The following is a 12,483-nucleotide window of genomic DNA, read 5'->3' as shown; positions in this document are numbered from 1 at the left end:
TTACAAGGGCCTTATTGTATAATAAATCTTGTTCCTTCCTTTCTTCTCTTTTATACAAGTTAATTAGTTTTTACAAACATAGGATTGTATAAACGTCAGCATCGGCCGACGGCCATCGTCGCCGCTTACACGAGACCGTTACATGCAATTATAATTATGAAGAACTTCGCAATCTTACTTGTCATATTATGCTCATGTGTTACTAAAGAAAATGTTAGAACAGAGAGACAAGATTTCGGTTCATTCTCCATTGAATTACCATCTGATTGGAGAGTAAATGATGTACAAGGGATTGACTCCCAGGTTAAGGAAATAGTTACAAGTAAAGGAGATACCATTCACTTCGATTATGGAGTATATTCAAGCTCTTTGGAAGAAGCAAGTGTAAAGATCTATCCAAGCAGTATGATTTCATGGTTTTTAGAGAATAAATATGATACTACAGGGAGAGTATTTATTAATAAGGAGAATATAGAAGAGGCTGACAGGGAGAAATACAGAAAATGGAAGAATTCATTTGAAATGATAGATGGCTATCAAGCTAAAATAGTAGAACCTAAAGTAATTGGTGACGGACTTACAGGTGTCTACTTTGACAGCTTAGGTGTGGGGCCTATGGGAAAGCTTATGTTACAGATTTCTGGTTTCAACTTATCACCTAAGGGTAACGAGCTATTTCTAAAATCAATAAGGACAATAAGAATTAAGAAAAAATAAAAGCATGTAACATTGTGCAAATATAATGCCTCGGCCGACGGCCTCGCACGCTGTTTGCACGAGGCCGTTGGCAAAAATTTAAAGAATGATAAAATCTAAGCTTACTTTTATTCTACTTCCTTTACTTGTGGTTTTTACTATCTGTTCGGGAGTAATACTTTATATAGTCTATATCATAATAATTAATAATCTCGATAATATTACTGACATTGACATAATTGCAGGAATCCTTTTCCTTTCGTGGATTTCCATTTTTCCTTTAGTCTTGTTCATGTCACTATTAAGGGATTTTAAGTTCCACTCGGACAAGCTTGAAGTTGTATATTTATATGGACTTATAAACCGATTTTACGATTACAAGGATTTGAAGATTTCTGATTATGTATGGTCGACAGGTGGAATTCTTATACAATTGCCCGACGGTGACCAGATGACACTAGGAGAAAAGCAGTATAAAAACTATAATCAGGTAAAAAAAGCTCTTGAGAAAAACATTCCTAAAGGTGTAATAAAAGTAAAGCTTACTAATAAATTTTCTCGGACTATGATTGTATTAGGAACATTTATAGTAATTGCCTTTGCTGCAACCTTAATGCTTAAATAAAAAAACTTTTGCCAACATTGTGTAAAAATCATGCTACGGCCGACGGCCTAGCACACTTTTTACACGAGACCGTTAGCTGATTATTATATTTTATGTTGCCATAACTGTTTTTGGTCATAATTCATTATTTTGCCTACTTAAATCCCATTCAGCCTAAGTTTTAGAATAGAACCTAAGAGAATGGGTGAGAGGATGGTTAGTATCTTTAAAGAGCTAAAAACAAGCCCCGACCCGCTAAGTGTAATTGAGTTTTTACAAGTAGAATTGATATGCAGAAGAATACGTACAAAGAGTTGACAGATGAGAAACTGCTGAAGAGGAGTGAACTCATGAAGGGTGTTTCTATTGGCTTCGGGGTTGTTTATTTACTTGCCATTGCGGCGGTAACCTATCTTTTTTTGACCAAGGGCTCCGGACGCATGTCTATGGCTGTTTTCATTCCTATTTTGATGATGCCCGTGGCGTTTATGCCTTTGTTGATCAACTGGAGCCTGTTAAACAAAGAAATCAAAGCCAGAAGCCTCTAAGGTCTTATGAGTGTTATGCTGCTGAACTGTAAGAACTGTGAGCAAACCCTCGCCGGGAATTTCTGTGCGGTTTGCGGGCAGAAAAAGTACAAGAGAATTGACCGGCACTACCTCTGGGAAGAGTTTCAGTACACGGTGCTACATACCAACAAGGGTCTGCTATATTCTATAAAGAGCGTCCTCAGAAATCCGGGTAAAACCGCTAAAGAATACATAGACGGGCACCGGGTAAACCATTACAAACCTATCCTGCTGGTGTTTGTTCTGAGCGGTATTGCTACGTTTCTTTCTTTTAAGGTGCTGAACTTGAAAGAGGTAATGGCCGTATACTTTGCCCAGCAGAACGTTGACGCAGGGCTGGTTGGGACTATCCTCTCGTTCATGTCAAGCTACAGCTCCATGCTCATGCTGCTGTACGTTCCGCTTTTCGCGCTCACCACTAAGATCGCTTTCAGGAAATGGGGGCATAACTACTATGAGCATGTAGTCATGAACGCCTATATCCTGTCTTTCTACACCTTGGTGAGCATCATCTTTGCGTACCCCATCATGTTCATTTTCAGGCATTCGCCTGAAGATTTTTATACGGTCACCCAAATCTCCATCTTGGCGGTGCCTGTTATCCTGGTGTTCTTCTTTAAAGAAGTCTACCAAGGCAAACCCTTGAAATCTATTGTGCTGAGGGTAATTGGCGTAATGTGTTTGGCCTTACTGGGGTATATTTTGTTTATTATAGTTGCTGGAATCATTGGTTTTGCCATTGCTATGCTGAAAGGGCCAGAGGCTCTGGAAATGTTAAAGACTAAATAAGCGGCACATCTTTCGTTTTCGGCCTGATTTTCTGAAAATAGCCCTAAAATGGAAACACCTATGCACAGAAAGCGGGTGGCTTTGCTAAGCTGACCGCTTTCTGTTTTTAGAAGAAAGTGCGTTTTCGGGCTGTTTTAGCCAAAGTAGGCCAAAAACATAAGGGAAATTTTTGACTAAAGCTGGGGACAAGGCTGAGTTCAGAAATACGGCCAGCCGCAAATGTTAAAATCCCGCTATTCCCATAAAAAGTCCTTACCTTCACTTCTCCCAAACACACACACCTACAACAAACTTAATTTTTTATGAGGAAGCAGTTCTTGGCCAGCAATTTCTCTGGCTGGAAGAAACCCGTGCTGCTGCTTTGCACCCTGGGCCTGTTCACTGAGCCGTCTTTGGCTCAGAATGCACCCGCCCCGGCCAAAAAAGACAGCCCCAGGAAAGAAGAGAAAAAAGACCTGCCGCTGGAGGCGGGCAGAACCATTGACCTTAAAACCAATGAAGGGTCCTGGTTGGCGCTGGACGTGCACCCAGACGGCAGTAAATTGATCTTCAGTATGCTGGGAGACCTGTACCTGCTGCCCATGGGCGGCGGCAAGGCCGAACAACTCACCGAGGGCATGGCCTTAGATGTGCAGCCCCGCTTCAGCCCAGACGGAAAGTCTATTGTATTCCTCTCTGACCGTGACGGCAATGACAACGTCTGGATCATGGAGCTTGCCACCAAAAAGACCCGCCAGATCAGCAAGAGCAAGAATGAGAACTTTCAGGCCGCCGAGTGGACTCCAGACGGTGAATACCTGGTGGTTTCCCAAGGCCGCAGAAACCTGAAGCTGCACCTCTACCACAAAGACAGCGGCGGCGGTACGCAACTCATCAAGACGCCTGAAACGTTGAAAACGGTAGAACCGGCCTTTGGCAAAGACAGCCGTTACATCTGGTACGCCCGCCGCACCGGTGCCTGGAACTACAACGCGCAGCTGCCGCAGTACCAACTGGCCACTTTTGACCGCGAAACCGGTGAAACCGATACCCGCACCTCGCGCTACGGCTCGGCATTTTCTCCTACGTTGTCGCCAGACGGTACTATGCTGGTGTATGGAACCCGTTATAATAACCAGACCGGCCTCATTGTGCAGAACCTGAAATCGGGTGATGAGAAGTGGCTGGCCTACCCGGTGCAGCGCGACGAGCAGGAATCCATCGCGCCGCTGGGCGTGTTACCAGCCATGTCGTTCACGCCCGACAGCAAGGAACTGGTAGCGTCTTACGGCGGAAAAATCTACCGCATTCCGGTGAGCGGCGGTGCGGCCAAGGAGATTCCGTTTGAGGTGGAGACCAAAATCGCCATCGGCCCGAAGGTGGAGTTCAAATACCCCATCTCTGATGACAAAACCATGAAGGTGACCCAAATCCGCGACGCAGCCATGTCACCAGACGGCAAACGGCTGGCCTTCACCGCCCTGGACCGCCTGTACATCACCGAGTACCCGAACGGTACGCCCAAGCGTGTCACCACCAATGACTTCACCGAGGCGCAACCCGCCTGGTCGCCAGACGGCAAGGAACTGGTGTTTGTGACGTGGCACGAGAAAACCGGAGGTGCTATCTACAAAGTGTCGGCCACCGGCAAAGGCAAACCCGTGAAGCTCACGCAGGAGAACTCGGTTTTCCAGGAGCCGGTGTGGTCGCCTAAAGGTGATAGAATTGTGTTCATCAAAGGCTCGGCGCAGACCTACCGTGAATCGGCGGGGCCGGGGGCGTTTGACTCGCGCCAGACCATCAACTGGATTTCCGCCAAAGGCGGACCCAGCACGTTTGTGACCAAAGCCAACCTGGGCGCAAACCCGCACTTTGTACAGGGCGATGACCGCATTTACCTGTACAGCTCAGCAGACGGCCTGATTTCCATCAGATGGGACGGCACCGACAAGCGCCCATACGTGAAAGTGAAAGGCATCACCACCTTTGGGTCTTACGCCGACATGCTGGAGGAGGAAATGAGCCATAACCACCACCTGAACGAGCGCGAACCGCAGCAACAGGCCTCTACCGCCACCACCGTCATCAAATCGCCTAAAGGCGACAAAGCGCTGGCCTTGATTAACAATGAGATTTACGTGGTGACCATTCCGTTTGTGGGCGGCGAAACGCCTACCATCTCAGTGGCAGACGTGGCCAGCTCCCAATTCCCCAGCTGGAAACTCACTGACATTGGCGGCCAATTTCCCAGCTGGTCGGCCGACGGTAAATCTGTGTACTGGTCTATCGGTAACGCTTTCTTCGCCTATAATTTAGACGCCGCCTTCGCCAAAAAACGCGAAATGGAGGCCGCTGAGGAGAAAAAGAAAGAAGCCAAACCTGACACCGAGGCCAAGAAAGACAGCACCGGCGCCAAAGAGGCCGTGAAGATTGAAGGTTATAAACCCATTGAAACCAGAATCGCCATCACCGTTCCACGTGACATTCCAACCGGGAATATTTTGTTGCAAGGTGCCCGCATCATCACCATGAACGGCGATGAAGTGATTGAAAACGGCGACATCCTGATTGAGAACAACCGCATCAAGGCGGTGGGTAAAACGGGTACGTTAACCGCAGGCAATGCCACCGTGGTAGACGTGAAGGGCAAAACCATTACGCCCGGCTTTGTAGATACCCACGCACACATGTGGCCGCGCTGGGGTGTGCACTCCAACCAAGTCTGGATTTACGCCGCCAACCTGGCCTACGGCGTGACCACCACCCGTGACCCGCAAACCGCCACTACTGATGTTCTCACCTACTCAGACATGGTGGAAACCGGCAAGATGATTGGTCCGCGCGTGTACTCCACTGGTCCGGGTGTGGGTTACTGGTCTTATAACCTCAAGAGCCTGGACCACGCCAAAAGCGTACTCAAACAATATTCAGAGTACTACAACACCAAGACCATCAAAATGTACCTGGTGGGCAACCGCCAGCACCGCCAATGGATTATCATGGCCGCCAAAGAGCAAGGCCTGATGCCTACCACCGAGGGCGGTCTGGACTTTAAACTGAACCTCACTGAAGTACTGGACGGTTACCCGGGCCACGAGCATTCGTACCCTGTTTTCCCGCTGTACAAAGATGTGCTGGAGTTTGTGTCACAGTCGCAGATTGCCTACACGCCTACCTTGCTGGTGTCTTATGGCGGCCCGTGGGCCGAAAACTATTACTACGCCACCGAAGACCTGGTGAACGACAAAAAGCTCAACTACTTCACCCCAAAAGTGGAGCTGGACGAGAAGTCGCGCCGCAGAAGCGGTTGGTTTATGAAAGAGGAGCACGTGTTTGACAAGCACGCCCAGTTTGTAGACCGCCTGGTAAAAGCCGGAGGTCTGGCCGGCGTAGGTTCGCACGGACAGTTGCAGGGCTTGGGCTACCACTGGGAGCTTTGGTCTATGCAGTCTGGCGGCATGAGCAACCTGAACGCCTTGAAAACCGCTACCATTCTGGGGGCCAAGTCGTTGGGCTTAGACGGTGACCTGGGCTCCATCCAGAACGGCAAACTGGCCGACCTGGTGATTATGGACCAGAACCCGCTGGAGAACATCCGGAACACCAACACCATCCAATACGTGATGCGGAACGGCCGTCTGTATGATGCCAACACCTTAGATGAATTGGCCCCAACCAAAAAGAAAGCCCCAGACTTTGACTGGCACAGCGCTATGCCCGTAGGCGTACCGGGTATTCAGGAATAATTCTTTCCTGCTGCTATTGAAAAGCCTCACCTGCCTTGGCAGGTGAGGCTTTTTCCGTTTTCGGGCTGTTTTCCGGAAAACAGCCCGAAAACGGAAAAGCAGTATTCCCTCTCCCTTGGGGAGAGGGCTAAGGTGAGGGGCAACGGTAGCTACAGAAGTTAGCACAGACGCTCGCAGGTCTAAAGACGCAACGGGGGCTTTGGAGAATTGCTGATTAGGTATTGTTGATTTTTAAGAATGATGCGCTGGCGCGAGCTTGCAGCTCGTGACCACCCGTGCAGTTCGTCTCCAGATTCATCGGGAAAGGTTCAGCAATGCGTAACCCCTACCCCTCCAAGGGGGGTACCGGGAATACGGGCGGCCCTATGCCGTATCATCAATGCGTGGATCTGGAGGTGTCAACATCCCCCTTCGCCCCTTCAAACGGGAGTATCTGCCGGAGTTGTAAGTCACGGGAGTAACTTCCGCGCCCTAGTAGGCTCCGGAGGCAAAGTTTGGGTGGTGGGATGCAAAGCGTATACATCTTTCTAGATTTTCCGTTTTTGGGCTGTTTTTCAGAAAACAGGCCCAAAACGGAAAATTGCGGTGATTGACCCAAACAGAATTTGGTCAAGGCATCAGAATTTCTAATCTTTAGCTGCCCGGCAGGCGAGTACGCCAGGGCGCATGAAAACCTTCAACAACTGAACAAACCCCTGCACCGCTATGAACAACCCCATCTGGATTATGACCTCAGCCTTTGACCAGCTCACGTTAGACCAAGTTATGGAGAAAGCCAAGGACGTAGGCGTGCAGGGGCTGGACGTGTGCGTGTTCCGGAAAGATGGGACGCGGGATGATTTCGTGGCCACGCATTTGAACTATGAAAATTTCGGCTGCGCCGATGCCCAGGCCCTACTTGAGAAGTTCAACCAACACCAACTGCGGCTGTCATTGGGCGCGTTTGATAACCTCATTGGCGGCGACCCGGCGCAGCGCGTGAAAAACCAAAACCACCTGCTGCGCCTCATACGCATGGCGCACCTCCTGGGCGGCGACAGCAATGACGTGAAAGTGGGCACCTTTGTGGGCTACAACCACGAGCTGGGTAACCAGGAAAACGGCTTCCAGAAGAACTTAGACGAGTACGCCCGCATTTTCACGCCTATTATTAAATACGCCGAGGACCTGGGCGTAACGGTGCTCTATGAAAACTGCCCCATGGAAGGCTGGCGACAGGCGGGCTACAGCAGCACGTTCAACAACCTCACCGGCGTACTGGCCGCCCGCAAGCTCATGTATGAACTTATTCCCAGTTCCGCCCACGGCGAAATCTATGACCCGTCACATGACATCTGGCAGCACCTAGACCCCAGCGAGGTGATTAGGAATACAGATATGGCCCGCCTGCACCGCATTCACGTGAAGGGTACCCGCAACGTGGGCAGCGTGTACTGGGGCAATCTGTACCCTAAAATGCAGGTAGACGCTGACCTGGCCCAGCGCGCCGGGGTGCCCACCGCCCAGACTGAGTGGGACCGCCACAACTATGAGGCCACCTTGCCGGGTTTCGGGGGGAGTGACCACGTAGACTGGCGCGGTTTTGTGAACACCCTGAAAGAAAAAGGCTTTTCCGGTCCGTTTGAAATAGAGAACGAAGCCGCGCTGTCTAAGGGCACCGGTAACATGGGCGCTATCCTGCAGGGCTTCAAAGCGGCCACCCTCAGCCTGGCCCCGCTGCTCTGGGAACTGACCGAGAACGGCTACCAATACCCAGCCAGCGGTTTCCGGGAACTCAAAGCCGGACCCGCCCAAGATATTCCGGTGGTTACCATGCAGGAGCTGGGCGTAAAAGCATAGCCAGTACCAGTAAAAAAACCTTTCCCCGTAGCTGTTCCTGTTTTGGGCCTGTTTTTCAGAAAACAGGCCCAAAACAGGAAATTTTGTGCGCTGCCTGCACTGAGGAGCCCCTTTGTTCTTTCTGGTTGCTGCCCAGGTGAGATGAGACAGAGGCCCTGTAGCAGCTGCCAAACAGGTTTCTCCCTTTGTTTTCCCTGGAAAGTTTGCAATTCATATTTTTAAAATTTATTATTAAACAGCTTTTCCATTGCCATCTTTTCAACAACGGTTCCTTCTGTTGCTTGATCGTTGAGTTTGCAATAATATGTTTACCAAAAAGTGTCTGAATACTTAACCTTATAAAGTAAGAATATACCTGCGTATGGCCGATAATCATTACGATGCAATTGTCATTGGTTCCGGGATCTCAGGCGGCTGGGCTGCCAAAGAATTAACAGAAAAAGGGCTGAAGACCATCATGCTGGAGCGTGGCAGAAACATAGAGCACGTGAAAGACTATGTGAATGCCAACAAAGCGCCCTGGGAATATCCGCACCGGGGCGGGAGAACGCAGGAGATGATTGAGAACTACCCGGTGCTCAAACGGGACTACCCCCTGCAGGAAACCAACCTGGACTACTGGGTCAACGAGAAGGAAAGCCCCTACACAGAGACCAAACGGTTTGACTGGTACCGCGGCTACCACGTGGGCGGCCGTTCCCTCATGTGGGGCCGCCAGAGCTACCGCCTCTCAGACCTGGACTTTGAGGCCAACGCCAAAGACGGCATTGCCGTTGACTGGCCCATCCGGTACAAAGACCTGGCCCCGTGGTACAGCTACGTAGAGAAGTTCGCCGGTATCTCCGGGAACAAAGACAACATTCCGCACCTGCCAGACGGTGACTTCATGCCGCCCATGGACATGAACTGCGTAGAGAAAGACGTGGCCGCCCGCCTCAAAAGCCATTACAAAGGCAACCGGCACATGATCATTGGGCGTACGGCCAACCTCACCGCCCCCCATAATAACAGAGTGAACTGCCAGTACCGCAGCAAGTGCTGGCTGGGCTGTCCGTTTGGGGCGTACTTCAGTACCCAGTCGGCCACGCTGCCGGCGGCCATGGCTACCGGCAACCTTACGTTGCGGCCGTTCTCTATTGTCACCAAAATCCTGTATGACAAAGACACCAGAAAAGCCACAGGGGTAGAGGTGCTGGACGCAGAGACAAACCAAACCTATGAGTACTTCGCCAAGGTGGTGTTCCTGAACGCCTCCACGCTTAACTCCACCTGGGTCTTGATGAACTCAGCCACTGACGTGTGGGAAGGCGGCCTGGGCAGCAGCTCAGGCGTGTTGGGGCACAACCTCATGGACCACCACTTCAGAACCGGCGCCCGGGGCGAAGTAGAAGGGTATGAAGACAAGTACTATTTCGGCCGCAGGCCGAACGGGATCTATATTCCCCGGTTCAGGAACCTGAACGGCGAGAAGCGCGACTACATCAGGGGATTCGGGTACCAGGGCAGCGCCAGCCGCAGCAACTGGGGCCGCGAGATTGCCGAGATGAGCATTGGCGCTGACCTGAAAGAGGCGCTTAGCGAGCCGGGCCAGTGGACCATGGGCATTAACGGTTTTGGCGAGACCCTGCCGTACCATGAGAATTTTGTGCGGCTAGACAAGAACAAGAAAGACAAGTGGGGGCTGCCCGTGCTGGACATCAGCTGCGAGATCAAAGAGAACGAGCACAAGATGCGCAAAGACATGGCCGAAGACGCCAAGGAGATGCTGGAGATTGCCGGGCTCAAAAACGTAAAAACCTTTGATGCCGGGTACGCCATGGGGCAGGGAATTCATGAGATGGGCACCGCGCGCATGGGCCGTGACCCTAAAACCTCAGTCCTGAACCAGCACAACCAGGTCTGGGATGCGCCCAACGTGTACGTGACAGACGGGGCGGCCATGACCTCAGCGGGTTGCCAGAACCCATCCCTCACCTACATGGCCCTCACAGCCCGCGCGGTAGACCACGCCGTGGGCGAACTTAAAAGAATGAACCTTTAATTTCCCCTGCAAGCACGTATCCCTAACCCTATCCCCATGGCCGAAGAAGAAAAAGAAAAGCTTCCGCAAGACAGCACCAGAAGAAAGTTCCTGAAAGCCGGTGCCCTGGCGGCGGCAGGTTTTATGATTGTGCCCCGCCATGTGCTGGGCGGCAAAGGTTTTCTGGCCCCCAGTGACCGCCTCATCATTGCCGGCGTAGGCATTGGCGGCAAAGGTGAAAGTGACATCAAGAGTTTCTATGAGAGCGGCAAAGCTGATATTGGGTTTCTCTGTGATGTGCATGACAGCCGCGGGGCCGTTACCCGCGAGCGGTTCCCCAAAGCCAAGTACTACAGAGACTGGCGTGAACTGTTTGACAAGGAACACAAGAACTTTGATGCGGTCTCGGTTTCAACGCCAGACCACAACCACGCGGTGACCACCCTGGCGGCCATGCAGCTGGGCAAGCACGTGTACGTGCAGAAACCGCTCACCCATGATATTTATGAGGCACGGGTGCTCACAGACGCCGCCAAACGCTATAAAGTAGTGACCCAGATGGGCAACCAGGGCGCCTCCGGCGATGGGGTGCGCCAATTGCGGGAGTGGTATGATGCCGGCATCATTGGAGACGTGCACACCATCTATTCCTGGACCAACCGGCCTGTCTGGCCACAGGGCATTCCGTGGTCAACAAACAAAGCAGAGGTTCCCAAAGACCTGGACTGGGATCTCTGGCTGGGTACTGCCCCGTACAAAGAATACGTGAACAAGCTGGTGCCCTTTAACTGGCGCGGCTGGTGGGACTACGGTACCGGTGCCCTGGGTGACATGGGGTGCCACCTGCTGGAGGCGCCATTCAGCGTGCTGAACCTGAAATACGCCACAGATGTGCAGGCCAGCGTAGGCAGCGTGTACGTAGATGAGTTCAAGCGCGGCTATTTCCCGGAGAGCTGCCCGCCCTCCAGCCACGTGACCCTGAACTTCCCTAAAACGAACAAAACCAAAGGCCCCGTGACCGTGCACTGGATGGATGGCGGCATTCAGCCCGTGCGCCCAGATGAACTGGGCCCAAATGAACTGTTTGGCGACGGCGGCAACGGGACCCTCTTTGTGGGCACCAAAGGCAAGATGATGTGCAGCACCTACGGCAAGAATCCGCGCCTGCTGCCCACCTCCCGCACAGAGCAGGTGAAAGTAAAGCAGACGCTGGCCCGGGTTCCCGGCAGTGACGCCGGGCATTACGCCCAGTGGGTGGAAGCCTGTATTGCCGGTTATGGAAAGAAAGAAGTAAGCTCCCCGTTTGAAATTGCCGGTCCGCTGACAGAGGCGTTGCTCATGGCCAACCTGGCCATCAGGGGCTATGACATCCAGAAACCCAAGGCAGACGGCAAAGGGTTTGACTACCCGGGCCGCAACATCAAACTGGTGTGGGACAACGCCAACATGCGCGTGACCAACTTTGAAGACGTGAACCAGTTTGTGAAGCGCGAGTACCGCCAGGGCTGGTCCCTGAAAGCGTAACCGGTGAAGCACATGGGCGTTTCTGGCCTGTTTTCCAGATTTCAAGGCTAAAACAGAAGCAAATCTGGCAAGAAATGAATCTATGACCGCAGTGCATAACTAGAACTAGTATGAATAGACGTGAAGCAATTGCCGCCGTAGGCTGGCTCATGGGGGGCACCATCCTGGGGGCAGACCTGATTGTGGCCTGTACCTCCAAGGCCCCCAAAGTCAACGGGCTGTTTGACCAGGACCAGGTGGCCTATTTAGACGAAGTGGGCGAAACCATTCTCCCTACCACCAGCACGCCCGGGGCCAAAGCCGCTCAGGTAGGCAGTTTCATGGCCGTCATGGTGCAGGACTGCTATAAAAAAGAAGACCAGCAGGTGTTCCTGAAAGGCCTTCAGCAGTTGGAGGAAGCCAGCAAGAAGAAGTTGAACAAAGGGTTCCTGAAAGCCACCCCGCAGGAGCGCACCGCCCTGCTGACCCAGCTGGACGCCGAGCAGAAGGAGCACCAGAAAAACAAAAAGGAAGAGGAGCCCAACCACTACTTCAGAATGATGAAAGAGCTCACGCTGCTGGGGTACTTCACGTCTGAGGTGGGCGCTACCAAAGCGCTCAGGTATCTGCCCGTTCCCGGCCGCTATGACGGCTGCATGCCTTATAAAAAAGGCGACAGGGCGTGGGCGATCTGATTTCTGTTTTGGGCCTGTTTTCCAGAAAACAGGCCCAAAACAG

Annotated in this window: 9 protein-coding genes; all 9 read left to right on the top strand. The window is 51.8% G+C overall.

Annotated elements, in window-relative coordinates; genetic code table 11:
• The first annotated feature begins 156 nt into the window (after positions 1–156).
• Entirely contained in the window at positions 157–717 is a 561-nt protein-coding gene (locus FHS90_RS21320) for a hypothetical protein (protein ID WP_182514496.1), read from the top strand.
• Between the two features lie 430 nt (positions 718–1,147).
• Entirely contained in the window at positions 1,148–1,321 is a 174-nt protein-coding gene (locus tag FHS90_RS21315) for a hypothetical protein (protein ID WP_182514495.1), read from the top strand.
• 269 nt (positions 1,322–1,590) lie between these two features.
• Entirely contained in the window at positions 1,591–1,848 is a 258-nt protein-coding gene (locus tag FHS90_RS21310; protein WP_066836870.1) for a hypothetical protein, read from the top strand.
• 6 nt (positions 1,849–1,854) lie between these two features.
• A complete protein-coding gene (locus tag FHS90_RS21305) occupies positions 1,855–2,658 on the top strand; it encodes a DUF3667 domain-containing protein (protein ID WP_066836873.1) in 804 nt (267 codons plus the stop codon).
• Between the two features lie 302 nt (positions 2,659–2,960).
• Positions 2,961–6,383 carry an amidohydrolase family protein gene (locus FHS90_RS21300; RefSeq protein WP_182514494.1) on the top strand — a complete coding sequence of 1,141 codons (3,423 nt, stop codon included), beginning with the start codon at positions 2,961–2,963 and terminating at the stop codon, positions 6,381–6,383.
• Positions 6,384–7,088: 705 nt separating this feature from the next.
• Positions 7,089–8,222: a sugar phosphate isomerase/epimerase family protein gene (locus FHS90_RS21295; RefSeq protein ID WP_066839375.1), complete on the top strand. Its 1,134-nt coding sequence runs from the start codon at positions 7,089–7,091 to the stop codon at positions 8,220–8,222.
• A gap of 361 nt (positions 8,223–8,583) precedes the next feature.
• The gene (locus FHS90_RS21290; protein WP_066839364.1) at positions 8,584–10,263 is read left to right on the top strand and encodes a GMC oxidoreductase; all 1,680 of its coding nucleotides are present in this window, start codon (positions 8,584–8,586) and stop codon (positions 10,261–10,263) included.
• 36 nt (positions 10,264–10,299) lie between these two features.
• Positions 10,300–11,766: a Gfo/Idh/MocA family protein gene (locus FHS90_RS21285; protein WP_066839363.1), complete on the top strand. Its 1,467-nt coding sequence runs from the start codon at positions 10,300–10,302 to the stop codon at positions 11,764–11,766.
• A 110-nt stretch (positions 11,767–11,876) separates the two neighbouring features.
• Entirely contained in the window at positions 11,877–12,440 is a 564-nt protein-coding gene (locus FHS90_RS21280; RefSeq protein WP_066839362.1) for a gluconate 2-dehydrogenase subunit 3 family protein, read from the top strand.
• Positions 12,441–12,483: the final 43 nt, after the last annotated feature.

It is taken from the genome of Rufibacter ruber (assembly GCF_014138425.1).
In the GTDB taxonomy this organism is placed as follows: domain Bacteria; phylum Bacteroidota; class Bacteroidia; order Cytophagales; family Hymenobacteraceae; genus Nibribacter; species Nibribacter ruber_C.
This window is presented reverse-complemented; position numbering and strand designations above follow the sequence as displayed.